Here is a 23,057-nt window from a genome sequence, read left to right as displayed (position 1 = left end):
TCAAAAGCTCCTCATTGGACAGAAGCTCCTCATTGGACAGAAGCTCCTCAACGAAAGGCACGGACATGGGAAAGCTCGACGGCAAGGTCGGCGTCATCACCGGCGGTTCCAGCGGGATCGGCCTCGCGACGGTCAGGAAGTTCGCGGCCGAGGGCGCGAAAGTGGTGATCGGCGACCTCGACGAGGCCCGGGGCAAGGAGATCGCCGACGAGATCGACGGCTCCTTCGTGCGGGCGGATGTCACTGACGCCGAAGACGTCGCCGCGATGTTCGCCCACGCGAAGGAGACCTACGGGCGCATTGACATCGCCTTCAACAACGCGGGCATCTCCCCCGCCGACGACGATTCGATCCTGAAGACCGGGATCGACGCGTGGCGCAAGGTGCAGGAGGTGAACCTGACGAGCGTCTATCTCTGCTGCAAGGCGGTCCTCCCGTACATGCTCGAGCAGGGGAGCGGTTCCATCATCAATACGGCTTCATTCGTCGCGATCATGGGTGCTGCCACCTCCCAGATCTCCTACACGGCCTCGAAGGGCGGCGTGCTCGCCATGACCCGCGAACTCGGCGTGCAGTTCGCGCGCAAGGGAATCCGGGTCAACTCGCTCTGCCCGGGCCCGGTCAATACGCCGCTCCTCCAGGAGCTCTTCGCCAAGGACCCCGAGCGGGCCGCACGGCGGCTCGTCCACGTCCCCATGGGCCGCTTCGCCGAGCCGGAGGAGATCGCCAATGCGGTCGCCTTCCTGGGGAGCGACGAGTCCAGCTTCATCACCGCCACGGACTTCCTCGTCGACGGCGGGCTCTCGAACGCGTACGTCACCCCGCTGGAGTCCGACTTTGAGTGACGCCGTCGTCATCGGCATCTCGACCTACCGCCAGGCGGCCGACTGGTCCGCCTGGCGGGGGGTCGATGCCGACCTCCTTCCCTCCGACTACGCCCGATCGGTCGAGCGGTCGGGAGGGATTCCCGTGCTGCTGCCGCCGTTCGCCACCCGGCAGGCTGCGGAAGGCGCCGTCGAACGCCTCGACGGCCTCCTCCTTGCGGGGGGCTCGGACATCAATCCCGAGCGCTACGGACAGTCGCCTCACCCTGATGTCGTCCGCTGGTACGACCAGCGCGACGCTTCGGAGCTCTGGCTCCTCGAGGCCGCCCATGGACTGGAGCTCCCGGTGCTCGGCATCTGCCGTGGCATGCAGCTCATGGCGGTTGCAGCGGGCGGTTCCCTCGTGCAGCATCTGCCTGACGTCGTCGGCCACGACCGCCACGCCGGCACTCCCGGCGGATACGGAGCGACCGAGGTGCACGTCGAGCCCGGCCACCGGATATCGGGCCTCATCGGCAGCACCGTCCTCGCCCCCTGCCACCACCATCAGGCGGTGGCGACCCACCCGTCCTACGAGGCCACAGCGTACGACGACGACGGGGTCCTGCAGGCGATGGAGGCCCCCGGCGAGCGGTTCGCCGTCGGAGTCCAATGGCACCCCGAGACCGCAAGCGACGCGGGGCTCTTCGAGGGCCTGGTTCGCGCGGCGAGCGAGCGGAGGAGCGCGCTGGCCGCTCGCCGGTGAGGAGCCCGTCTCGCCGGTGAGGAGCCGGTCAGGCCGGTGAGGAGCCCGTCAGGCCGGTGAGGAGCCCTCGACCTCGTCCCGCCCCATCCACGTCTTGATGATCGTCCAGGAGACGGCCGTGACGGGCACCGCGAGCAGCGCGCCCACGATGCCGGCGAGCATCGTCCCGGCCGCGAGCGAGAGGACGATCGCGAGGCCGTGGATGCTGAGGACGCGGCCCATGAACGCAGGCTGGAGAACGTGGTGCTCGAGCTGGTTGACGCCGACGATCACCGCGAGCACTACGATCGCCGCGACGGGCCCGTTCGAGACGAGCGCCACGGCGACTGCGAGGAGTCCGGCGACCGTGGCGCCGATGATCGGGATGAAGCCCCCGATGAAGACGAAGACGGCGAGCGGAAGGGCGAGCGGAACGTGGAGGATCAGCAGCGCGACGCCGACGATCACGGCGTCCGTGAGCGCCACGAGCGCCGTGCCCCGCACGTACCCGCCGAGGACGTGGGCGCTGCGCTCGAGGGCGCGGTGCGCCGTCGGCTGGTGCTGGGCCGGCATGAAGCCGATGAAGAAGCCGCGGATCTTCGCGCCGTCCTTGAGGAAGAAGAACAGGATGACGACCATGAGCACGACCCCGGCGAAGATCTCCCCCACGGTCCTTGCCCCGCTCAGCGCCTCCGCGCCGATGCTGCCGTTGGTGAAGAACCGCTGGATGGAGTCGCGGGCGTTGTTGAGCTCGGCGTCGCTCACTTTGACTGGCCCGTTGTTGAGGAATTCGTGGAGCTGCTGGATCCCGTTCGTGAACCGGACTGCGAGTTCCTTCGCCTCAGCGCGGATCAGGAAGACGACGCCCGTGACGACCCCGCCGAAGACGATGAGGATCGCGAGGAACGACGCGGCGACGGCGAGCGCCTGGGGCCAGTGGCGGCGCGCGAGGAAGTGCACAAGCGGCGAGATGGCCGACGCGAGGATGAGGGCGAGGGTCACCGGGATGAGGACGAGCGGGACTCTGGTGATCGCCCAGAGGAGGACGACGACGAGCGCGGCGACCGCGAGGACCTGAACCGAGCGGATGCTCGCCCGGCCCAGCCCGTCGGTCCAGAGGGCTGCGAGGGTCGGGCGCGGCGGCTTGGGCTGCGGCATGTCGTGGCGCCTTTCAGCTAGGTGACGTGCGTTCTAGCTACCCCGCGCAACGCCGAACCACGCATAGCCAAGGGTTCACGTCGAGCATGAGCCGGAACTCGCCGACACGTCTCGCGGCCGGATCACAGAACGGATACGTCTCGTCTCCCCGCGTGGTGGTCGACGGCGAGGAGTGGCAGACTGGCACGGCGCTCTGGCGCCCGCTGGTGGGTCCAGCGCGCACACCTGCCCATCCAGGCAGGTGAAGACGAACATGCGAAGGCAGGGCCCACTGTGGTGCAGGAACCTCAAGAACACGCCGCCGCCCCGGCGGCGCCGAAGGCCTCACACGGAAAAGTCATCGGTCTGGCCGTTGCGGGAGCCGTCGGCGGCTTCCTCTTCGGCTTCGACTCATCGGTCGTCAACGGTGCGGTCGACGCCATCCAGGGCAGTTTCTCCCTCTCCCACGCTGTCACAGGTTTTGCCGTCGCGGTTGCACTGCTGGGGTGCGCCGTCGGCTCCTGGCTCGCCGGCGCGGTCGGCGACCGCTTCGGCCGCATCCCGGCCATGAAGCTCGGCGCGCTCCTCTTCCTCGCGAGCGCGATCGGCACCGGGTTCTCGGTGGGCCTCTGGGACCTGATCCTGTGGCGCCTCGTCGGCGGCCTGGGCATCGGCCTTGCGTCCGTGATCGCGCCGGCCTACATCTCGGAGATATCGCCTCGGCAGATGCGCGGCCGCCTCGCTTCCCTCCAGCAGCTTGCCATCACGAGCGGCATCTTCGCAGCGCTCCTGAGCGACGCCCTCCTCGCGAACGGTGCCGGCGGCGCCACCCACACCCTGTGGTGGGGCGTCGACGCATGGCGCTGGATGTTCATCGCGGGAGCAGTGCCCGCCGTCGTCTACGGCTGGATCGCGTTCGTCCTCCCGGAATCGCCGCGGTTCCTCGTGCTCCGCGGCAACGACGAGGGCGCCCGCAACGTCTTCCGCTCGATCGCTCCTGACGACGACATCGACCGTGAGATCCGGGACATCCGCAAGGCAATCGAGGAGGACCGCCTCTCCGAGCGCAGGGGTGCCCTCCGCGGCCACGCCCTCGGCCTCAAGCCGGTCCTGTGGGTCGGCATCGCCCTGTCGGTGTTCCAGCAGTTCGTCGGCATCAACGTGATCTTCTACTACTCGACCACCCTGTGGAAGTCGGTCGGCTTCCGCGAGGAGGATTCGCTGACGATCTCGGTCGCCACGTCGATCACCAACATCCTGGTCACCCTCATCGCGATCGCGCTCGTCGACCGCGTCGGCCGGCGGCCGATCCTGCTCGTCGGGTCCGTCGGCATGGCCGTCTCCCTCGGGACAATGGCCCTCGCGTTCTCGACGGCGAGGCTCGTGAACGGCGAGCCGGCCCTCACGGGGGCGTGGGGACCTGTCGCCCTCGTCGCGGCCAACGTGTTCGTGGTGTGCTTCGGCGCCTCGTGGGGCCCCCTTGTGTGGGTGCTGCTCGGTGAGATCTTCCCGCCGTCGATCCGCGCGCGCGGGCTCGGCATCGCGGCCGCGGCCCAGTGGATCGCGAACTTCCTCATCACCGTCTCGTTCCCGCCCATGGCGGCGTGGTCGCTCCCGCTCACCTATGGCATGTATGCCGCGTTCGCCGCCCTCTCGTTCTTCTTCGTGCTCACGAAGGTGCCCGAGACGAACGGCATGTCGCTCGAGCAGGCGGAGACTCTGTTCGTACGGCCTGGGAAGGCCGCCGCGGACTGAGCGATCTGCTTCCCGAGACGGAAAGGGGGGAGAAGGTAGGCAACGATCTCCTTCTCCCCCCACCCCCTCCTCCCCTTCGTCCTTCGGGAGCCTCCCGTGTCCCACGTCGCAACCCCCTCCACATCCCAAGGTGCGCTGAGCCGCCGCCAGATCACCGGCGTCATGGTGGGCCTCATGCTCGGCATGTTCCTCGCCTCGCTCGACCAGACGATCGTCGCCACATCGATCTACACGATCGCCAACGACCTGGACGGCCTGAGCCTCCAGGCCTGGGCAACAACCGCGTACCTCATCACCTCGACCGTCAGCACGCCGCTCTACGGCAAGCTCTCGGACATATTCGGCAGACGCCCGCTGTACATCGCGGCGATCGCGATCTTCCTCGGCGGGTCGATCTTCTCCGGCTCCGTCCATTCCATGGGCGAGCTGGCCGTCGCCCGCGGGATCCAGGGCCTCGGCGCGGGCGGGCTCATGGCCCTCGCGCTCGCCGTCATCGGCGACATTGTGCCGCTCGAGGACCGCGCGAAGTTCCAGGGCTACTTCATGTCCGTCTTCGGGGTCTCGTCGGTGCTCGGGCCCGTCGTCGGCGGTGCGTTCGCGGGAGCAAACCAGATCCTCTGGATCACCGGATGGCGATGGGTCTTCTACGTCAACGTCCCGGTCGGGATCGCGGCCCTCGTGACCGTCTTCTTCTTCCTCCACCTGCCGTCGCGGCACACGCGGCAGCGCATCGACTACCCCGGAGCCGCGGCGATCACCGTCGGCCTCGTGCCGCTGCTCCTCGTGGCGGAGCAGGGCCGCGGCTGGGGCTGGACCTCGGTCAACTCCTTCGCGTGCTACATCGTCGGGGCCATCGGACTGGCCGCGTTCGTGCTCTTCGAGAAGCGGGCCGGCGACTACGCCCTCATTCCCCTCCGCCTGTTCAAAAGTCCCCAGTTCAGCCTCTCCGCCCTCCTGAACTTCCTCATCGGCATCGGCATGTTCGGCGCAATCGCCATGCTGCCGCTGTACCTCCAGCTCGTGCAGGGTCTCACGCCGACCCAGGCGGGGCTCCTCATGATCACGTTCACCCTGGGCATCATGACCGCGTCGATCACGGCGGGCCGCACCATCTCACGGACGTCCAAGTTCAAGATCTTCCCGGTCATCGGCACGCTCCTGCTTGCCGCGTCCTCCGCAACCATGGGCTTCGTCCTCACGGCCGACGCGCCGCTGTGGGTTCCCGCCGCCATCGCAGTCTTCTTCGGCATGGGCCTCGGATGCTGCATGCAGCCGCTCGTGCTGGCGATGCAGACCTCCGTCCCGCTCAAGGACATGGGGGTCGGCACCTCCACGGCGGCCTTCTTCCGCTCCATGGGTGGCGCCCTCGGTACCGCAGTCTTCATCTCGATGCTGTTCAGCCTCGCGGCCGACAGGGTCAGCTCGGCTATGAAGACCGCCGCGACGCAGGCCGACTTCCTCAGGACCCTCCACAACCCGGCCGTCCTGGCCGACCCCGCCAACAAGCCGCTCTTCGACCTGCTCAAAGGCGGCACCTCGGGCGGGGGCCTGGGCGCGGACAGCCTCAATGACACTAGCTGGCTCTCCAAGGCAAACGCCGTGCTCACGCATCCGATCAAGGACGGGTTCTCCCAGTCGGTGGACATCGTGATGCTCACGGCGGGGGGCCTCATGGTCCTCGCGTTCCTTGTCACCCTGGCCCTCCCCAACGCCAAGCTCCGGGATCCCAAGGCAGCATCCAGGGAACCCGCGGCGACTTGACGCCATCAGGCGCCGCGGCGCAGGGATCGCCTCAGGAAGCTCCCACCGGCTGTCCACCGGGAGTTCACGCTCGTGACATCCTCCCGCCTCCGCAAGGGCGAAGTATTCCCCTTGGTGGGGGACCAACGTCGACACCACGGAGGATCACGCCATGAACATCTCCCGCAAGACTTTCCTGCCCGCGGCCGCGGTCGCCGCCTCTGCAGCACTCGCCTTCTCGGCCTCCCCTGCGCTCGCCGCACCGTCGGACGAAGCATCCGGCCACACCTCGCCCTACACGGTCAAGGCCTTCCCCGCGAAGGCGGGCGAGTCCGCGCCGGACGACATCACCCGTCTCGGCGACAGCATCTACGTCGCCTACCAGAACGGCGTCGGCCCGATGGGCGAGGCCTCCACGACCGGGGCCACCGCAAGCACCATCCAGCAGTACTCGCTCGACGGCACTCCCGGAGCCTCGTGGAACATCAAGGGGCGGATTGACGGGATGGGCACGGACGCGGCGGGCCGACGCCTGCTCGTCACGACGAACGAGGACGGCAACTCTTCGTTCCACACCGTGTCGCCGTCAGCCGGCGCCAACGCCGTCAAGGACTACACGTACACGGGCCTCACCCACGGCGGCGGCACCGACTCCGTCAAGGTGTACGAGGGCAAGATCCTCGTCACCGCCTCGAACCCGGCCGACACCACGGGGCCCGCGCTCTATCGGGCAACGCTCTCGGGCTCGACGGCGGCGCTCACCCCGGTCTTCACCGACAACGCGAAGGCGGTGCTGGCCAACGGCCCGCAGGCCGGAACCACGACGACGCTCGCACTCACCGACCCGGACTCGAGCACGACAGTCCCGTCCCAGAGCCCCCGGTTCGCGCACGACTTCATGCTCGACGCGCAGGCTGACCAGCAGCTCGTCTTCGCCCGGCAGGCCGGCAGGTCGCAGCAGCAGCTCGAAGTCCTCAACCTCGCGGCCCCGGTCGACGACACGGCCTTCGCCACCCAGCACGCGCAGACCCTCTGGATCACGGACCCCGACCACAACACCGTGTACGCGGTCAGCGGAAGCTTCCGCGCGGGCCAGGCGGTCACGTCCGTGACCCCCAACGGAAGCCACGACTACCTCGCCTCGCTCAACCTCTCGGACGGCTCGCTCACGGCGATCCCCCAGCTTGCATCGATCCATCCGAAGGGACTGCTCTTCGCCGGCTCACGCTGATCGGCAACCGCCCAAGTTGATCTGCAGGGGACGCGGCTGACAACAGTCTGGCCGACCGCTGCCGAGAACGACGACGCGCGGCGCCTTCCATCGGGAAGGCGCCGCGCGTCGTCGTAAGCTCTGCGGTCGAGGCAGCCGCTGGAGGCCGCCCGCCGCGCCTCAGGCGAGGCGCTGCTGCGTGACGCCGAACGGGACGCTCGTGTCGTGGGCAACCGTGTACTGGCCGGCGGCCTCGCGGGTCACGAGGATCCCGCAGCAGGGGTTGGCCACAGCGGTCCGCTGAAGCGTCTCGATTGCGCCGCCGAGCGCTGCGTCGATCTCATGGGCATGGTCGACGACAACGCTCAGGCTGCGGTGGTTGTGCACATCGGGGGACATGCGCACGCTCCTTCCGAATACAAAGGGGTGTTTCAGATCGTCCAGTCTAGGGTAACTGGACCTATTTCATGCAACTGGATATATCCCCTTCGGCAGGTTGCACGGCCTTTGACCTCGATGGGTAGCGGTAATGTAGGTTGAATCCTGTTATAGGGATCACATTTTCGGCTATCACGAAGAGGCTTTTGCAGTATGAGTTACGTCACGGAAGACAGGGCTGGAGAGGGGCTGAGCCGCGGTCTCTCCAACCGCCACATCCAGCTCCTCGCCATCGGAGGCGCGATCGGCACAGGGCTCTTCATGGGCTCGGGGAAGACGATCTCGGTGGCTGGCCCCTCGGTGATCTTCGTCTACATGATCATCGGCTTCATGCTCTTCTTCGTCATGCGGGCCATGGGCGAACTCCTCCTCAGCAACCTCGCGTACAAGACCTTCAGCGACTTCGCCGGCGACCTGCTCGGCCCCTGGGCAGGCTTCTTCACTGGCTGGACGTACTGGTTCTGCTGGGTCGTGACGGGCGTCGCCGACGTCGTCGCGATCGCCGGATATGCGGACACCCTGTGGCCCGGAATCCCCCTCTGGATCCCCGGGATCGCGACGATCCTCATCCTCCTCGCCCTCAACCTGCCAACGGTCAAGGCGTTCGGAGAGGTCGAGTTCTGGTTCGCGCTCATCAAGATCGTGGCGATCCTCGCCCTCATCGTGACCGGGCTCGTGATGGTTTTCTCAGGGTTCACCTCCTCCACTGGAACGGCCTCCTTCACGAACCTGTGGCAGCACGGCGGCTTCTTCCCGAAGGAGTTCATGGGCTTCGTCGCCGGCTTCCAGATCGCCGTCTTCGCCTTCGTGGGGATCGAGCTCGTCGGCACCGCCGCCGCCGAGACGAAGAACCCCGAGAAGAACCTGCCCAAGGCCATCAACGCGATTCCCGTCCGCGTGGGGCTGTTCTACGTCGGGGCGCTCATCATCCTCATGTCGGTCACGCCCTGGACGGCGTTCCAGGCGGGGCACTCGCCGTTCATCGGGATGTTCTCCCTTGCGGGCCTCGGGGCCGCCGCGACCCTCGTGAACCTCGTGGTCCTGACGTCCGCCATGTCGAGTGCGAATTCGGGCATCTACTCGACGTCGCGCATGGTGTTCGGCCTCGCCCAGGAAGGCGACGCACCCTCGGTGTTCGGGCGCCTCTCCTCCCGCAAGGTTCCCCAGAACGCACTGTTCCTCTCGTGCACGCTGCTGCTCGCCGGCGTCGTGCTCCTGTACGCGGGGAAGGACATCGGCACGGCCTTCGACATGGTGACCACGGTTTCCGCCGTGTGCTTCATGTTCGTGTGGTCGATCATCCTCGCGAGCTACCTGGTGTTCCGGAAACGGCGCCCCGAGCAGCACTCGGCCTCGAGCTACCGGATGCCCGGCGGGCCCGCGATGGTCTGGGTGGTCTATGCGTTCTTCCTGTTCCTCGTGTGGGCCCTCACGACCCAGCCGGATACCCTCGTCGCGCTCCTCGTGACGCCGATCTGGTTCGCTGTCCTGCTCGTCGCATGGCTCATCCTGCGGCGCTCCCCCCTCCACCAGGCACGGATCGCTGCGCACGCGGACGCGCTCCGCGAGTCAGACGAGGCGCGCATCGCCTAGCCCCACCTGTCTCGGGTACACCAACTCACCTTCCCGGCCGTCTCTGGTACAGCTATTGCACCGCCGGAGATCACTGCGTCAGGGAGCGGGTTGGCTACGCTGAACCACATGAGCCGCTTCGCCCCGCGCACCGCGCCGGCACTCGACCCTCACGACGCCACAGCCCTCGGCCGGGCACTCGACGCCGATGATGTCACCGTCTTCGCCGACGGCACCGCCTACCGTCTCCCGGAGGACGCACGGGCCGCTGTCCTGGACCTCCTCGCGCGGCTCGCCCGAGGAGAGTCTGTGACGGTCAGCAGCGCCGAGGACGTCCTCACGGTCGCCCAGGCCGCGGAGCTCGCAGGGATCAGCCACAGCTACGTCCGCAAGCTGACCGATCTGGGGGTCTGGCCCGTCGAGTACCGGGGGACGCACCGGCGCATCCGGCGGGAGGACGTGCTCGGGTGGGTCGCGGGGCAGAAGGGTGCAGCCGAGAAGGACGCTGGCGCCTAGACCCGGGGAGGGCGAGCCGGCAGGCCGGGGCACGGAGCGCTAGATCCGAGGCCGCCCGGCCCAGCGCCGGGCCTTGAGGGCGAGGTGCAGCTCCTGCCGCACCCTGCCTCCGAGGGGGTCGGCGCCGAGGAGCTTCCGAACCCGCGCCAGCCGGTGGTACACGGTCGAGCGGTGTACGTGGAGGCTGTCGGCAACGAGCTGGACGGCGCCGTCGCTGTCGTAGAGCTGCTCGAGCACCGGCAGCAGTTCCCCGTCGCGGTCCTCTTCCACCAGCACGTCGGCGAACACGCTCGACGGCTCGGACGCCAGCGACCCCATGAGCTGGTAGACCCCCACGGAGCGCACGTCGACGAGCTCCCCGAGCGCAGGGTCCACGGCCGCTGCCTGCGCCGCGGTCTTCGCCTGCGCATACGCATCGGGAAGGGCGCGAAGGCTCGCGAACGGCTCGCTGATGCCCACGAGCACGCGGCCGGCGGGCCTTCCCGAGCGCTTCGCGAGCTCCCGCTCGTAGTGCGTCAGGACAGCGGCGTGGTTGGCGCGCCCGGTCGAGTGCACGAAGAGGACGACGGCGTGGGTCTCGGTCCCAGCCGTGAAGAGGGCCGGGTCGATGCCGGCCGTAGCGAGCATCGCCGCCGTGCTCGTGGCGACGACGGCGGCCTGCGGGTCCTCGGGATCCACTCCGTCCGGATCGAGCAGGGTCACCACCTGCCACGGGGCGTGGCCCTGAACCTCGCGCCAGCCCGCGATCTCGGCCTGCGCAGACTTGTCACCGGAGGCCGCGGCGAGGAACCTCGACTCGCGCTGGCGACGATGCGCCGAGGCTGCCGTGTTCGAGTCGAGCAGGAGCCCCGCGATGAGCTCGATCTCGAGGCGGACGCTCGGCAGCGCGGCAAGGATCGTCGTAGCGCTCTCCTCCTCTGGCTCCTGCTGCACCCACAGGTAGCCGACCCGGAATCCCCGGACCAGGAGCGGCACGCACACGCGGCCGTACATGCCGAGGCCTGGGTTCGGCGGCACCGCGACGGGGCGCACCGCCGTCGCAATGCCGTGCGAGAGCTGCCATGCGCTGACATCTGCGGGGACGCGCTTGCTCAGGAGGAAGTTCACGCGCACCGGATCGGCGTGGGCCTGGTTCGAGGAGTAGGCCACGAGCAGCCCGTCGAGGTCCTCGACCGAAAGGCCCCTCCCGAGCCTGCGGGCAGCCTTCTCCACCAGTTCCTCGACGCCTTCACGCATGCCTTCCAGCATAGGGGGAAGAGACCCACATGAGGCGACAATTGCCGCTGCAACATTCAACAGGTGTCGGACCACTGGCGGCGGGATCGGCGTGATTCCGCGGAAGCCGCCTTCCCTCCGAGTCGCCTGACAGTGTCGTTCATCTCACACCGTGCCTACGCTGGAACCACCGCGGAAGAACCTCTCAGACGGCCGGCAAGGCCCTGGACTATGGAGACGAAAGTGATCATCGGAGTCCCCAAGGAGATCAAGAACAACGAGTTCCGGGTAGCCATCACGGCTGCTGGAGTGCACGAGTTCGTGTCGCGCGGACATACCGTCCTCGTCGAGGGCGGTGCGGGACTCGGCTCGGGCATCGCCGACGACGAATACCGCGTAGCCGGCGCAGAGATCGTCGCCGACGCAGCCGAAGTCTGGGCGCGCTCCAACATGGTCATGAAGGTCAAGGAGCCCGTTGCCTCCGAGTACGGCTTCTTCCGGCAGGGCCTGATCCTCTTCACCTACCTCCACCTCGCGGCCGAGCCCGCGCTCACGCGTGCGCTCATCGATGCGGGCGTCACCGCCCTCGCGTACGAGACCGTGCAGGAAGGCCGTTCGCTGCCGCTCCTCGCCCCCATGTCCGAGGTCGCCGGGCGGCTGTCGGTCCAGGTCGGCGCACAATCGATGCTGACCCCCAACGGGGGCAAAGGAATCCTCCTCGGCGGCGTACCGGGCGTGCGCCCGGCGAAGGTCGTCGTGCTCGGGGCGGGCGTCGCAGGGACGAACGCAGCCGTCGTCGCGATGGGACTGGGCGCGGACGTGACGATCCTCGACATCAACATCGCGCGGCTCCAGGACATCGACGCGCTCTACGCCGGCCGGATCAAGACCCTCGCGTCGAACAAGTACGAGATCGAGAGGTCGCTCGTCGAGGCGGACCTCGTGATCGGCTCGGTGCTCATCCCCGGGGCCAAGGCGCCGAAGCTCGTCTCCAACGAGCTCGTCTCGCGCATGAAGCCCGGCTCAGTGCTCGTCGACATCGCGATCGACCAGGGCGGCTGCTTCGAGGACTCCCACCCGACCACCCACCAGGACCCGACGTTCACGGTCCACCACTCGACCTTCTACTGCGTCGCGAACATGCCTGGCGCCGTCCCGAACACGTCGACGTACGCGCTCACCAACGTCACGCTGCGCTACGCGGCCCTCCTCGCAGACCTCGGCGTCGAGGCGGCGCTCGAGAAGAACGCGGCGCTCGCCGCGGGCCTGAACGTCGCGGGCGGCTACGTGACCAACCGCTCGGTCTCCGAGGCGCACGGCCTTCCGCTCGCCGAGGACTGGCACGGGCTCGTCTCCGCCTGATCTGCAGGCCCAGCCGGCCCTGCAGGCAGAGCCGGCTGGGCTCAGCGCCCCTGGGGCGGCCACGTCGGAGGCGGCGAGGCGAGGCGTCGAACGACGTCGTCACCTCACCGCCTCCGACCTTGCCGGCCGCCCTCCTCAGCTGCGGCCTTGCTCCTCGGGCTGGACCCCCCAAGGCTCGCCGTCAAGGCGAGGCTCCTCGTCGAGGCGTTCGCGGAGGCGCTGCAGGAGCTTGCGGAGCAGACGCGAGACCTGCATCTGGCTCACGCCGAGCTCCCCGGCGATCTCCTTCTGGCTCATCTCGCGCACGAAGCGCAGGTGGAGCAGCTGCCGTTCGAGGGTCGAGACGTCCCGGAGGAGGTTCTCGATCATGACGCGGAGCTCCGCTTCGCGGAACCCGGGGTCGAGGGCGCCGAGCTCGGGACCGGCCTCGTCCTCATCACCGCCCACGAGGGGGTGGGGCACGAGCGCAGCGTCCGCAACGATGCCCTCGGCGACTTCCGCAAGGGTGAGGCCGAGCTCTTCGGCGAGCTCAGCCATGCTCGGCTCACGGCCCAGCGACTGCTCGAGGTCCACGCGCGCCGAATTGACGCGCAGGCGGAGTTCCTGGATGCCCCGCGGCGGCCGGACCACCCACGAATAGTCCCGGACATAGTGCCGGATCTCGCCGAGGATCGTCGGCACGGCGAAGCTCACGAACTCCCCCTCGCCGGCGTCGTAGCGGGCGGCAGCGCTGAGGAGACCGAGCCGGGCGACTTGGACGAGGTCCGCGAGGTCGTGGCCCCGGACAGCATGGCGACGCGCAAGGGAATCGGCGAGGCCGATGTGCCGGAGGACGAGCTCGGCTCGGTCGGCATGTGTCAGATCGGGCGCACATTCGGGCCCCGGGCCGTCCCCGGCTCGGGCTGAGGGCATAGCGGCTTCTCCGTAGGAAGGAGGGGTGCCGCTGCTCGACTCCGCTCAGAGTAGGCAGACCGACATGTCCAATCAAAGTCGGAAGCGCTTCCGAGGCCATGTTTGAAGCGGCGCCCAGGGGGGAACGGTGTTCAGACCGACAAGTCTCGACGGAAGGAGCAGCAATGGGTGCCGACGACAAGATCGAGAACAAGGCCGAGGAGCTCAAGGGCAAGGCCAAGGAAGCTACCGGCAAGGTGACGGGCAACGAAAGCCTCGAGGCCGAGGGCCACGGCGACCAGGCCAAGGCGGGCCTCAAGCAGGCTGGCGAGCACGTGAAGGATTCCTTCAAGGGCAAGGACTACTGAGCCTCTGAAGCACAGGCCGCCGTCGGTCCCCTTTGGGGCCGGCGGCGGTTCTTCTATACGGTCTGCGCCTCTTCCTGCCATGGCTCCCGGTGACGGACGCGCCTACGCTGGATGGGGGATCAAGGACAGAGACAGAATCGAGGCGACGCTGAGATGCCACGCACCGACGGCGACGAAGACCGCATCCACACGGAGGCTCCGGCCGAGGGCGACGACGAACTGGACGCCACGGAGATCCGCGCGCATTCGGAGGACCCGGCAGAGGGCGCCGACGACGACTAGGGCGTCCTAGCGCGGCGCTGCGACCTGCGAGAGGCGCGCCAGGCCCTTTTCGAAGTCCTTGCCGACCATCTTGTCCATGTTGATGAACGGGGCGAAGAGCTTCGCCGCGCCCCGAATCTCCCCCGCGAGCGACCAGGTCACGCGGGTACCGCCTGACTGCGCTTCGAACGTGAAGCCCGTGGGGCTCAGCGACTTGAACGGCTTGAGGAACTCGAGCCGGATGCGGATGCTCCTCGGTTCGACGGATTCCACGATCTCCATCCGGCCGGAGCCCGCCCTCCGATTGCCCATCCACGCGTACTGGGCTCCGGGCCCCTCCTCGGGACCGGTGTACACACGTTCCATCTGTGGGTCGAGTTCCTCCCACGGAGACCACGTGCTCCATCTGCGGAAGCTGTTCACGTGCGGGAAGACCTGGTCGGGCGGGGCGGGGATGAAGGCGCTGCGCGTGACGGTGTAGGCAGACATACCAGAATGGTAGGCGCGCTCCTGTGACCTGCACCGCATCTGCGGCCGCCCAGATTCGATAAGTGAGCTGGAACAACAAAGGGTGCATATTCGGAAACCTCGCGATACCCTGTGTGGGTGACATCACAGGACACCACCGTGGAACTGACCGCCGAAACGCAGACCGCCCTCGAGCGCGCCGAGGCAAGCCACCGGCACGAGGCGCTGTTCTCCGAACGCGCCCACAACATCAAGCAGTCTGCCGTCCGCGACGTCTTCGACATCTCGATCCGCCCGGGCCTGGTCTCCCTTGCCGGCGGCTCGCCCAGCCTGTCCAAGCTGCCTCTCGACCTCGTGGCCGAGACGGCGTCGCGCGTCATCCGCGAGCATGGCATGACGGCCCTGCACTACGGCGGCGGCAAGGGCACGGAGGAACTCCGGGAGCTCATCTGCGAGATCATGGCGGAGGAGGGCATCCTCGGAGCCTCCCCCGACGACGTCGTCGTCACCACCGGCTCGCAGTCGGCCCAGGACATCGCCGCGAAGGTCTTCTGCAACCCCGGCGACGTCGTGCTCGTCGAGGACCCGACGTACGTGGGAGCGCTCAACACGTTCGAGGCGTACCAGGTACAGGTCGAGCCGATCTTCATGGACGAGCAGGGCCTCGTCCCGGAGCACCTGGAGAGCCGCATCGAGGCGCTCGAGGCCGAGGGAAAGCGGATCAAGCTCCTCTACACGATCCCGAGCTTCAACAACCCCTCGGGCATCACCCTCACGGCCGAGCGCCGCCAGCGAGTCGTGGACATCTGCCGAGACCACAACATCCTCGTCCTCGAGGACAACCCCTACGGGATGCTCCGCTTCGACGGCCACCCCCTCACGCCGCTCCGCGCCGACAACCCCGACGACGTCATCTACTGCGGCTCGTTCTCCAAGATCTTCTCCCCCGGCGTGCGGCTCGGCTGGGCCCTCGTGCCGCGGCACCTCTACCGCCGCTTCTACCTGGCTGCAGAGGCCGTCGTCCTCTGCCCCTCGACGCTCTCGCAGCTCATCGTCACCGAGTTCTTCCGGAACTTCGACTGGCGTGGCTACCTCGCCGAATCCCGGGCCGTCTACGCCGAACGCTGTGAGGCGATGCTCGAGGCGCTCGCGGAGCACTTCCCGGCCGAGGCGACGTGGACGACGCCGGACGGCGGCTTCTTCGTGTGGGTCACCCTCCCCGAGGGCATCGACACCTACCCGCTCCTGTACCAGGCGATCGACGCCGGCGTCGTCTTCATTCCGGGGGCCGCGTTCACGCCGTCGGACGTGCCGAGCAGCAAGCTCCGCCTCGCCTTCAGCGGAGTTGCCCCGGAGCAGATCCACGAAGGCGTCCGCCGCCTCGCACCCGTGATCCGCGCTGCGGTCGAGGCAAACTCGGCAGCCGTCGACTAGCCCTTCAGCCGCGACGCTCGTAGGCCCACGGGAGCGAGCGCAGATGCAGTCGGTGGCGCCCCGTCCCCCTGCGGCTTCCTTGCCGTACTGGGCGTCGCCGGCCCACAGGACTGCCTCGATCTGCCCGTCCTGGGCGTAGAGCTGGACGCTCTCGTAGAGCTCGGGCGAACGCGATGCCGCCTCGGCGATCGCGAACGCCGTGCCCTCCGCGCCCACGAGCCCGTGGAGCGTGACCCACGTGGGCGGGAAGAGTGTCATCTCCCCCGCCGCGTGCCGCGCAAGGGCGACGGCCGGGGACATCCATACGAACGCGACGTGCTCGCCGACGTTGAGCACGACGTCGCCGCCCGGATCCGCGGCGAGGAAGAACCACGTGCGGAGCCGCTTCTGCGCCTCCTGCGGCGGCACCCAGCAGGAGAGGTCGACCAGGGCGTCGGCCTCGAGCTCGAGGCTGGTCTCCTCGAACGTCTCCCGCACCGCTGCCCGGCGGACGGCGAGAGGTGCGCGGCCGGGAGCTGGTTCGGCCGCGCCGTCGTCCCCCGGAGCGGGCTCGGCACCCTCCGGGAGCGTGTCCTCGGGGTCCACCCGTCCTCCCGGAAAGGCCCACGCGCCCGCGAAGGAGCCGCGGACGGGCCGCTCGAGGAGGAGCACCTCGACCCTGGCCTCTCCCCCGGGTCCGAAACTGTCGCGAAGGATGACGACGGTCGCGGCGTCGCCCACGATGTTCTCAGGCATGCCCCCAGTATCTCCCTGTGCAGCATCGCCCCTGCCCGCGCGGATAGGATCCCCTCATGGAGTTCGTGGTCCTCTATGACATCCCCCCGGGCGCCGATGTCTCGCGCCTGCCCGAGGTCTTCCCTCGGCACAAGGCGTACTACGAGGCATTCCACGCGGCGGGCGGGGGCGTGAAGGCCCTCGGGACCTTCGAGAACCCGATGGTCAACGGATCGATGGGGCTGTTCACGTCCCGCGAGGACGCCGAGCGGTTCGTCACGAGCGACCCGTTCGTCACCGAAGGCCTCGCTTCACCGCGGATCCTCGCGTGGGATCCCGTCAGGTTCGACTGATTCCAGAACAGGCACCAGAGAAGGAGCAGCATGCCCGTCGTCGTCACCGCCATCTTCCATCCCGCTGAGGGCAAGAAGGATCAGCTCATCGAGGCCCTCCAGGGCACGATGGGCGCCGTACACGAGGAGGACGGCTGTCTCCTCTACGCCATCCACGACGCCCATGACGCCACCGTCACCATGATCGAGAAGTGGGCATCCGCAGAAGACCTCAAGGCGCACTCGCAGGGCTCGGCGGTCCAGGCCCTCGGAAAGGCGGTCGATCCGTTCATCTCCGAGCCGACGACCGTCACGACGATGACGCCGATCGCCGCGGGAGACGGCGAGCGGGGACTGCTCTAGCTGCTAGGCGTCCTGCTAGGCGTCCTGCTAGGCGTCGTCGCCGAGGTCGGCGCCGTTCGGGGCGAGCACCTTGTCCATGCTCGTCCTCTTGAGGACGGCGCCGACCCGTTCGCTCACATGGCCCAGGCGCAGGTCCCCACCTGCCTCACGGGCCACCTTGAGGCAGCCGACGATCGCGCCCAGCCCCGACGAATCCATGAACTCCGTCTCCCGCAGGTTGAGGACAAGGAGACGGTGGCCCCGTGCAATCACGTCCGCGACCGCACTCTTGAGGTGGCCGACACCCGTCATGGTGAGCCGCCCCTTGACCACGATCTCCGAGTAACCCTCGCGTTCTTCGACCGAGACCGCAATCATTTAGGTTCCTCCCAGCTAACCCCCATCGGCGTCGCTATCAAGTATGCACCGCGCCAAGTACCCGAGCTCGGGCACTCAGAGGGCGTAGATCCTCCACTCGGCCATATGCTCGGCACCGGGCTCGAGGCGGATGAGGTCCTTGCCCGAGTTGAAGGCGTCGGGCGGGCACGTCATAGGTTCGACGGCGAGCCCGAGCCGATTGGGCAGGGGCGGCTTCTTGTCCGCGGTGTGGACCTGGAGCCATGGGCACGTACGGTCCCACGCCATCCCGACACCTGTGCCGCGTTCGAGGTCGCGCACCGCCATCCGGGCCGTGCCCTGCGCGTCGAAGGCAATTCCGGTGAAGGCATGGTCGATCTCGGTGCCGCCGATCCGGCGCGGCCGTCGGAAGTCGAACTCGTGCCCCTCCACCGCACGCTCCGCGAGGGGCAGGAGGCGGTCCGGGGTGACCTCGAGGAACTGTTCGGCCGGCAGCTCCAACTCCCAGGAGTCGAGCGGCGACTCGCCCGCCACGAGATACGGATGCGGGCAGACGCCGTACGGGGCTGTGGCTTCGCCCGTGTTGACGGCGCGGACCGACCAGGAGAGCCCGTCCTCGCCGTCCGAGGCGCCGCGGTTTTGGGCCAGGGAGTAGGTGGACTCGAGCCGGAGCGAAGAAGGGTAGCCGTCCCCGCCGGGAATCTCGACGGCGAGCGTCACGGAATCCTCCGTTGAGGCGACGAGGTCCCAGTCGAACGCGAAGGCGAACCCGTGCAGCGCGCAGCCGCGCTCAGTCTCGTTCACCGGGACACTGAACGCGGCGCCGTCGAACGTGTAGTGCCCGTCGGCGATGCGATTGGGCCAGGGTGCCGCAATGATGCCCCGGTAGTCCGGAATCGGACCGCCTTCCGAGAACGGAACCACGAGGTCTCGGCCTTCGTATGCCAGCTTCCGCAGGGCGCCAGCGCGGGCGCTGACGGTGGCCGTGTAGCCTCCCGAGCGGATGGTGTATTCCACAGTCCTCCTCAATTCCGGCCGGATCATCAGTACCCGGCCTCCGGATCCACGTTTCCCTCGAGCGGAAGCCCCATCGCGAGGTGGCGGACGTTGATCTCGACGCGCTCGCCGAGGAGGGGACGGATCATCTCGATCGTGTCCGCGGTGTGCGGGGTGATAAGGGCCCGCGGCTCGTCCCACAGCGGGTGGCCGTCGGGCAGCGGCTCGGGGTCGGTGACGTCGAGGCCGGCGCCGAGGATGCGCCCCTCGGCGAGCTCGGCCGCGAGGGCGTCAGTGTCGACGAGGCCTCCGCGGGCGATGTTCACGAGCACCGAGCCGGGCTTCATCGCGGCGAGTTCCGGCTCGCCGATGAGTTTTGTCGTCCCCGGGGTGAGGGCCGCGGCCACGACGACGACGTCGGCCTCAGGGAGCAGCTCGCCGAGGTGTTCCGCCGTTGCCGTCCGCCGCGCGCCGGGGACCGGAGCGTCGGTCCGGCGCACGATGTCCACCTCCATGTCGAACGCGGAGAAGAGCCGAAGAAGCTCGAGCCCGATTCCGCCAGCCCCGATGACGAGGGCGGTGAGCCCGTGCAGGGAGGTCCCGGCGGCCTCGCCCCAGCTCCGCGCGCGGACCCGCTCCGGCAGATGGCGGAACAGCGCGAGGGTGAGGGCGAGCGCGTGCTCCGCGACGGGCTTCGCGTAGGCGCCTTTCGCGCTGGTCCAGATCTTGTCCGGGTGCGCGGCGAGGGACTGCGCGTACGACTCGATCCCCGCCGAGGGCAGCTGCACCCACCGGATCGAAGGGGTCGCGTCGAGGATCTCCAGGAGCGCGCGCTTGTCGTTGCCGTGGTCGAGGACGAGGCCCTCGGGCTGCTCCCGGACGCCGACGACGGCGCCCCCTCCCGCGGTGATGGCGCCGGTCAGGTAGGGCAGAGGCTCGCCGTGGATCGCGATGCGGGGTGTCGTGGTCATATTGCTCAGCCTAGCGACCACCCTCCGGCCCGGACCGTAGGATCGGGGGGTGCACCGCTTCGCCGTCGTCCTCCCGCTGGACCCCATGGAGGTCGGCGAGCGCTACGCGGTGCGCAGCTGGCCCCTGCACATCACGGTGGTCCCGGTCTTCTCGACGGAGGCGACGACGCCGATGCTGGCCGCCCGCATGGGCGAGGTCGCCTCCGCCCACGCCGCCATCGACGTCGTCGTCGGTCCCGGCGAGCTCTTCGGGCCGCGTCACGACACCCCGGCGGCGCTCATCGACTCGGCTGCCGTCCACGTCCTGCACGACGCTCTGATCGATGCCCTCGCCCCTCTTGGGCCGTCATTCGATTCGCCCCATTACGCGGGCGAGGGCTTCCGCCCGCACATCACGACGACGACGCGCGGCGCCGCCGAGGAGGGCGCGAGGCTTCGCCTCACTCAGCTCGCGCTCGTCGACATGGAGCCGGGCCCCGGGCCGGGCAGACCGCAGGTCGTGGCGGTGGCAGCCCTGCTCCAGGCGCTCCTCTAGGCGCCTGCCCCCCTCCGAACCTCGTCGCTCGGGCCGTGCGATCTACAATCACGTCATGACGGTCTCGGTCAGCCTACAGACTGTTCAGCGCCGTCAGCTTGCCGCCGTTCGGCGAGAGATTGCGCGCGATGAGGTTGGCGCGGCATGGGGCCCCGCTTTGGACAGGGTCTGGGACTTCATTCGCAGCGAGCCGGGCTTGTGGGCGGGCGGCCACAACGTCTTCGTCTACCACTCAAACGAGCCGGGCGGGACAGTTCTGTGCGAGTTCGGCGTCGAGATCACGCGGTCGTTCGAAGGGGCAGGCGAGGTGTACCCGAGCGAAACGCCTGACGGCGAGGCTGCTGTTGCAGTCCACCGTGGACCCTACGACCGGCTGAAGGAGGCGTACGACGCAATCGACGAGTGGACGGCGGCGAATCGACGGGAGCTCACCGGGCACTCCTGGGAGATCTATGGAGATCCGGCGCCTGATTCTGCCCTCACCGAGACGACGGTTGTGCGCCTCCTCAGGCCAGCGCTTCCTTGAGTACCTGCCTTCTCTAGGGGAAGCAAGTCGAATTTTCTCGGCTGGAAGCCATCCGGAGCAAGGCTGCAGTCGCCCCACTTTGGCACCGGCCTTATTTTGTCGGACCACCTCCGTAGGCTCGGATCAGAGCTTTAGGGGACGGCTCCTTTTATGGACGGGGGTGATGGGGATGAGCGCCGAGCCGCACGCGACCGGCCAGACCAGACCGGTTGAGGACAGCTGGGAGCAGGACAGCGGCTGGCGGGAGATCGGAGGCTGGACCGACAGCGCCCCGCCCGACGATGCACTTCCCGACGACGCCGGCGCCGCTGCCGGGACCTGCGCAGGGCTGTGGAATCCGGTGGTGGTCTTCGGCGACGGGCCCGACTCGCCCCTGTTCGGCTCGGTGGCCCTGCCCGCGACCGAGTCGCTCTCCGCCGAGGCTGCCCTAGCCGTCGCGGAGTGCGCCGAGCGCGTGGTCGGCTGGGCCACCGCGATCAGACTCCGGGCCCTGGCCCGCCTCGAGCATGCCCTCGCGCACGAGCCCGTCCCGCGCAGGGCCTGCCAGCCCGTGCGTCTGGGCGGGGATGAGGCCCACGCCCTGGCCGTGGCCGAGACCGCCGCCTCCGCCGCCGTCTCCGAGGCCGCCGCCGCCCGGCTCCTGCACGACGCCGCCGACCTCACCGGCCCCGGCGCGCAGGTCCTGACGGCCCTCCAGGACGGGCAGATCTCCTTCCAGCATGCCAGGGTCATCCTCGACCAGGCCCGCACCCTCCCGCCCGGGCAGACCGCAGGGTTCGCCCGCGAGGCCCTCGGCCGGACGGTGACCCGCGCAGGGCGGCGGCGGACCCCGGCGGAGCTGCGCTCGAACCTGCGCACTTTCCGGGAGCGGTCGCACCCGGAGAGCATCCAGGCCCGGAAGAAGGCGGCGACCAGGGAACGGGGGGTCTGGTTCGCCCCCGAGCCCGACGGGATGTGCACCCTCTCCGCCCTCCTGCCCGCCGAGGCCGGCCTCGCCCTCTACAACGGCCTCGACGCCGATGCCCGCGCCGCCCGCGCCGCCCACACCGCGGCCCGCAGCGCAACCGCCGCCAGCGTTGGTGCGCGCGCCGATGAGGTCGCCGCCGGGGCCGAGCCGTCCGGTGCCCGGGGGCACGGGGCCGAGCCGTCCGGTGCCCGGGGGCTGGCCGCAGAGGAGCGGACCCTGTCCCAGCTGCGCGCCGACGCCCTCGTCCATCGCCTCCTCGGAAGCCCCGACCCCGCCTTCCCCGGATCCTTCCGCCCCCACATCACCCTCACCATCCCCGTCTGCGCAGTCCTGCCCACCGAGAACCCCGCCACCCCGAACCCCGCGGCCGATGACCGCGCGGCGGAGAACCGTTCGGCCGAGACCCGTGCGGGTGAGGGCAGCACTGTGGAGCAGGGCGCGGCGGAGCGCAGGGAGACCGGGAACGGCGCGGCCGAGGATGATTCCCATGAGGTCTCGCCTGCGGGGTCGGGGTTCGCGGAGCTCGAAGGCTACGGGCCGATCGACGCGCCCACGGCCCGCCGCCTCGCCTCCCTCGCCCCGAACTGGGACCGGCTCTACACCGACTGGGACACCGGGGTCGCCCTGGGCATCGGGCGCAGGGCGTACCGCCCGCCCAAGGCCCTGCGCAGCTACCTCGCCCACCGCGACGGCGGCTGCACCTTCCCGGGCTGCACCCGCACACCCCGGGCCTGCGAGCCAGACCACACCGTCGAATGGCAGGACGGCGGAAGAACGGACCCCGAGAACCTCGCCCTCCTGTGCCCAAGACACCACGCCATCAAATCCATCGGCGCCTGGACCTACCACCACACCACAGCCAAGGAGCCGGGCGGAATCCCGCAACCCAGGCTGCTCGAATGGACATCACCCCTCGGACGCACCTACATGGTGGAAGCGTCTGCTCACCTCGTGGACGCCGCCGACGTTGACGCCGCCGAGGTGGACGCCGCCGAGGTGGACGCCGCCGAGCAAGCCGGGGCGCGGCGCAAGCACTCAGCGGTACCTGTCCCCGATCCTCCTGAGCAGGTGCTACCTCAACGAGACCCGAACCTGCCGAGGTCATCTCAACCGGACCCACCACCGTTCTGAGGCCCCGACTGGGCTTGAAGCTGCCGCAGGAGGGACGCGATCGGTCGCTTGCGCCGTCCGTGGGCGCATCACAGTCGCCCGCCTGCACACGATGGGCGCGAGACGTAGCTGCGAGCTCACTATGCCGGATATTTGGCTCACGCATCCATGTACTGGCAGGGCCTCCCTCAAACGGTGGTGTGGCCATAGCGTGGGGGAAGAAAGCCACCCGAGCGACAGGCTCGAATCAACGACAGGCCCGCCAACAACAGGCCGCGACCAACAGGCCGCG

24 protein-coding genes are annotated in these 23,057 nt (G+C 68.9%); 16 read left to right on the top strand and 8 right to left on the bottom strand.

Annotated elements, in window-relative coordinates:
* Positions 1-65: 65 nt before the first annotated feature.
* Positions 66-845, top strand: a complete 780-nt coding sequence (locus E6A21_RS13910) for a 3-oxoacyl-ACP reductase (protein ID WP_138444761.1) — start codon at positions 66-68, stop codon at positions 843-845.
* Entirely contained in the window at positions 838-1,569 is a 732-nt protein-coding gene (locus E6A21_RS13905) for a gamma-glutamyl-gamma-aminobutyrate hydrolase family protein (RefSeq protein WP_212745944.1), read from the top strand. The genes E6A21_RS13910 and E6A21_RS13905 overlap by 8 nt, the downstream gene beginning before the upstream one ends.
* Before the next feature lie 48 nt (positions 1,570-1,617).
* Here the strand turns inward: E6A21_RS13905 and E6A21_RS13900 are convergent, their stop codons facing one another.
* Positions 1,618-2,706, bottom strand: a complete 1,089-nt coding sequence (locus E6A21_RS13900) for an AI-2E family transporter (protein ID WP_138444759.1) — start codon at positions 2,704-2,706, stop codon at positions 1,618-1,620.
* Between the two features lie 276 nt (positions 2,707-2,982).
* On the opposite strand from E6A21_RS13900, the gene E6A21_RS13895 reads away from it, so the two are divergent.
* From E6A21_RS13895 to E6A21_RS13885, 3 genes are all read left to right on the top strand, one after another.
* Positions 2,983-4,440, top strand: coding sequence for a sugar porter family MFS transporter (locus E6A21_RS13895; RefSeq protein WP_138444820.1), 1,458 nt, complete (start codon positions 2,983-2,985; stop codon positions 4,438-4,440).
* Between the two features lie 96 nt (positions 4,441-4,536).
* Positions 4,537-6,201, top strand: coding sequence for an MDR family MFS transporter (locus tag E6A21_RS13890; RefSeq protein WP_425471559.1), 1,665 nt, complete (start codon positions 4,537-4,539; stop codon positions 6,199-6,201).
* Between the two features lie 151 nt (positions 6,202-6,352).
* Positions 6,353-7,411: a hypothetical protein gene (locus E6A21_RS13885; protein ID WP_138444758.1), complete on the top strand. Its 1,059-nt coding sequence runs from the start codon at positions 6,353-6,355 to the stop codon at positions 7,409-7,411.
* Positions 7,412-7,570: 159 nt separating this feature from the next.
* Here the strand turns inward: E6A21_RS13885 and E6A21_RS13880 are convergent, their stop codons facing one another.
* Positions 7,571-7,789 (bottom strand): hypothetical protein, encoded by a 219-nt coding sequence (locus E6A21_RS13880; protein ID WP_138444757.1) that lies wholly within the window; start codon positions 7,787-7,789, stop codon positions 7,571-7,573.
* 192 nt (positions 7,790-7,981) lie between these two features.
* Between E6A21_RS13880 and E6A21_RS13875 the strand changes: the two genes are divergently transcribed.
* Together E6A21_RS13875 and E6A21_RS13870 are read left to right on the top strand one after the other, a co-directional pair.
* The gene (locus E6A21_RS13875; RefSeq protein WP_138444756.1) at positions 7,982-9,421 is read left to right on the top strand and encodes an amino acid permease; all 1,440 of its coding nucleotides are present in this window, start codon (positions 7,982-7,984) and stop codon (positions 9,419-9,421) included.
* A gap of 108 nt (positions 9,422-9,529) precedes the next feature.
* On the top strand, positions 9,530-9,916 hold the full coding sequence (locus E6A21_RS13870) for an excisionase family DNA-binding protein (RefSeq protein WP_138444755.1): 387 nt from the start codon (positions 9,530-9,532) through the stop codon (positions 9,914-9,916).
* A gap of 39 nt (positions 9,917-9,955) precedes the next feature.
* Here E6A21_RS13870 and E6A21_RS13865 read toward each other — a convergent pair whose 3' ends face one another.
* Positions 9,956-11,152 (bottom strand): PucR family transcriptional regulator, encoded by a 1,197-nt coding sequence (locus tag E6A21_RS13865; RefSeq protein ID WP_138444754.1) that lies wholly within the window; start codon positions 11,150-11,152, stop codon positions 9,956-9,958.
* Between the two features lie 222 nt (positions 11,153-11,374).
* Between E6A21_RS13865 and ald the strand changes: the two genes are divergently transcribed.
* On the top strand, positions 11,375-12,493 hold the full coding sequence (gene ald / locus E6A21_RS13860) for an alanine dehydrogenase (RefSeq protein ID WP_138444818.1): 1,119 nt from the start codon (positions 11,375-11,377) through the stop codon (positions 12,491-12,493).
* A gap of 135 nt (positions 12,494-12,628) precedes the next feature.
* Here the strand turns inward: ald and E6A21_RS13855 are convergent, their stop codons facing one another.
* Positions 12,629-13,405 (bottom strand): sigma-70 family RNA polymerase sigma factor, encoded by a 777-nt coding sequence (locus tag E6A21_RS13855; RefSeq protein WP_138444753.1) that lies wholly within the window; start codon positions 13,403-13,405, stop codon positions 12,629-12,631.
* 164 nt (positions 13,406-13,569) lie between these two features.
* On the opposite strand from E6A21_RS13855, the gene E6A21_RS13850 reads away from it, so the two are divergent.
* Both E6A21_RS13850 and E6A21_RS18315 read left to right on the top strand, forming a co-directional pair.
* On the top strand, positions 13,570-13,752 hold the full coding sequence (locus E6A21_RS13850) for a CsbD family protein (RefSeq protein ID WP_138444752.1): 183 nt from the start codon (positions 13,570-13,572) through the stop codon (positions 13,750-13,752).
* Positions 13,753-13,905: 153 nt separating this feature from the next.
* Positions 13,906-14,034, top strand: a complete 129-nt coding sequence (locus tag E6A21_RS18315) for a hypothetical protein (protein WP_281281580.1) — start codon at positions 13,906-13,908, stop codon at positions 14,032-14,034.
* 6 nt (positions 14,035-14,040) lie between these two features.
* Here the strand turns inward: E6A21_RS18315 and E6A21_RS13845 are convergent, their stop codons facing one another.
* On the bottom strand, positions 14,041-14,502 hold the full coding sequence (locus E6A21_RS13845) for an SRPBCC family protein (protein WP_138444751.1): 462 nt from the start codon (positions 14,500-14,502) through the stop codon (positions 14,041-14,043).
* 117 nt (positions 14,503-14,619) lie between these two features.
* On the opposite strand from E6A21_RS13845, the gene E6A21_RS13840 reads away from it, so the two are divergent.
* From E6A21_RS13840 to E6A21_RS13825, 3 genes are all read left to right on the top strand, one after another.
* Entirely contained in the window at positions 14,620-15,915 is a 1,296-nt protein-coding gene (locus tag E6A21_RS13840; protein ID WP_246036516.1) for an aminotransferase-like domain-containing protein, read from the top strand.
* Between the two features lie 791 nt (positions 15,916-16,706).
* Positions 16,707-16,982 (top strand): YciI family protein, encoded by a 276-nt coding sequence (locus E6A21_RS13830; protein WP_138444750.1) that lies wholly within the window; start codon positions 16,707-16,709, stop codon positions 16,980-16,982.
* A gap of 30 nt (positions 16,983-17,012) precedes the next feature.
* On the top strand, positions 17,013-17,324 hold the full coding sequence (locus tag E6A21_RS13825) for a putative quinol monooxygenase (protein ID WP_138444749.1): 312 nt from the start codon (positions 17,013-17,015) through the stop codon (positions 17,322-17,324).
* Positions 17,325-17,351: 27 nt separating this feature from the next.
* Here the strand turns inward: E6A21_RS13825 and E6A21_RS13820 are convergent, their stop codons facing one another.
* The 3 genes from E6A21_RS13820 to E6A21_RS13810 all read right to left on the bottom strand — a co-directional run bounded on the left by E6A21_RS13820 (position 17,352) and on the right by E6A21_RS13810 (position 19,627).
* On the bottom strand, positions 17,352-17,681 hold the full coding sequence (locus tag E6A21_RS13820) for an STAS domain-containing protein (protein WP_342777874.1): 330 nt from the start codon (positions 17,679-17,681) through the stop codon (positions 17,352-17,354).
* Between the two features lie 75 nt (positions 17,682-17,756).
* The gene (locus E6A21_RS13815; protein WP_138444748.1) at positions 17,757-18,704 is read right to left on the bottom strand and encodes an aldose 1-epimerase family protein; all 948 of its coding nucleotides are present in this window, start codon (positions 18,702-18,704) and stop codon (positions 17,757-17,759) included.
* The gene (locus E6A21_RS13810) at positions 18,704-19,627 is read right to left on the bottom strand and encodes a D-isomer specific 2-hydroxyacid dehydrogenase family protein (RefSeq protein WP_138444747.1); all 924 of its coding nucleotides are present in this window, start codon (positions 19,625-19,627) and stop codon (positions 18,704-18,706) included. Before E6A21_RS13810 ends, E6A21_RS13815 begins: the two co-directional genes overlap by 1 nt.
* Before the next feature lie 49 nt (positions 19,628-19,676).
* Here E6A21_RS13810 and E6A21_RS13805 point away from each other — a divergent pair, with 49 nt between their 5' ends.
* The 3 genes from E6A21_RS13805 to E6A21_RS13795 all read left to right on the top strand — a co-directional run bounded on the left by E6A21_RS13805 (position 19,677) and on the right by E6A21_RS13795 (position 22,786).
* Entirely contained in the window at positions 19,677-20,162 is a 486-nt protein-coding gene (locus tag E6A21_RS13805) for a 2'-5' RNA ligase family protein (protein ID WP_138444746.1), read from the top strand.
* A gap of 55 nt (positions 20,163-20,217) precedes the next feature.
* Positions 20,218-20,688, top strand: coding sequence for a GyrI-like domain-containing protein (locus E6A21_RS17950; RefSeq protein ID WP_171041411.1), 471 nt, complete (start codon positions 20,218-20,220; stop codon positions 20,686-20,688).
* A 169-nt stretch (positions 20,689-20,857) separates the two neighbouring features.
* The gene (locus E6A21_RS13795) at positions 20,858-22,786 is read left to right on the top strand and encodes an HNH endonuclease signature motif containing protein (RefSeq protein ID WP_171041410.1); all 1,929 of its coding nucleotides are present in this window, start codon (positions 20,858-20,860) and stop codon (positions 22,784-22,786) included.
* Positions 22,787-23,057 lie beyond the last annotated feature (271 nt).

The organism is Sinomonas susongensis (assembly GCF_005877005.1).
GTDB classification, from domain to species: domain Bacteria; phylum Actinomycetota; class Actinomycetes; order Actinomycetales; family Micrococcaceae; genus Sinomonas; species Sinomonas susongensis.
This window is presented reverse-complemented; position numbering and strand designations above follow the sequence as displayed.

Coding starts and splice junctions, on each gene's coding strand:
- E6A21_RS13910 (WP_138444761.1), top strand. CDS start 66: ATGGGAAAGCTCGACGGCAAGGTCGGCGTCATCACCGGCGGTTCCAGC.
- E6A21_RS13900 (WP_138444759.1), bottom strand. CDS start 2,706: ATGCCGCAGCCCAAGCCGCCGCGCCCGACCCTCGCAGCCCTCTGGACC.
- E6A21_RS13885 (WP_138444758.1), top strand. CDS start 6,353: ATGAACATCTCCCGCAAGACTTTCCTGCCCGCGGCCGCGGTCGCCGCC.
- E6A21_RS13880 (WP_138444757.1), bottom strand. CDS start 7,789: ATGTCCCCCGATGTGCACAACCACCGCAGCCTGAGCGTTGTCGTCGAC.
- E6A21_RS13875 (WP_138444756.1), top strand. CDS start 7,982: ATGAGTTACGTCACGGAAGACAGGGCTGGAGAGGGGCTGAGCCGCGGT.
- E6A21_RS13870 (WP_138444755.1), top strand. CDS start 9,530: ATGAGCCGCTTCGCCCCGCGCACCGCGCCGGCACTCGACCCTCACGAC.
- E6A21_RS13865 (WP_138444754.1), bottom strand. CDS start 11,152: ATGCGTGAAGGCGTCGAGGAACTGGTGGAGAAGGCTGCCCGCAGGCTC.
- E6A21_RS13855 (WP_138444753.1), bottom strand. CDS start 13,405: ATGCCCTCAGCCCGAGCCGGGGACGGCCCGGGGCCCGAATGTGCGCCC.
- E6A21_RS13850 (WP_138444752.1), top strand. CDS start 13,570: ATGGGTGCCGACGACAAGATCGAGAACAAGGCCGAGGAGCTCAAGGGC.
- E6A21_RS18315 (WP_281281580.1), top strand. CDS start 13,906: ATGCCACGCACCGACGGCGACGAAGACCGCATCCACACGGAGGCTCCG.
- E6A21_RS13845 (WP_138444751.1), bottom strand. CDS start 14,502: ATGTCTGCCTACACCGTCACGCGCAGCGCCTTCATCCCCGCCCCGCCC.
- E6A21_RS13830 (WP_138444750.1), top strand. CDS start 16,707: ATGGAGTTCGTGGTCCTCTATGACATCCCCCCGGGCGCCGATGTCTCG.
- E6A21_RS13825 (WP_138444749.1), top strand. CDS start 17,013: ATGCCCGTCGTCGTCACCGCCATCTTCCATCCCGCTGAGGGCAAGAAG.
- E6A21_RS13820 (WP_342777874.1), bottom strand. CDS start 17,681: ATGATTGCGGTCTCGGTCGAAGAACGCGAGGGTTACTCGGAGATCGTG.
- E6A21_RS13815 (WP_138444748.1), bottom strand. CDS start 18,704: ATGATCCGGCCGGAATTGAGGAGGACTGTGGAATACACCATCCGCTCG.
- E6A21_RS13810 (WP_138444747.1), bottom strand. CDS start 19,627: ATGACCACGACACCCCGCATCGCGATCCACGGCGAGCCTCTGCCCTAC.
- E6A21_RS17950 (WP_171041411.1), top strand. CDS start 20,218: ATGACGGTCTCGGTCAGCCTACAGACTGTTCAGCGCCGTCAGCTTGCC.
- E6A21_RS13795 (WP_171041410.1), top strand. CDS start 20,858: ATGAGCGCCGAGCCGCACGCGACCGGCCAGACCAGACCGGTTGAGGAC.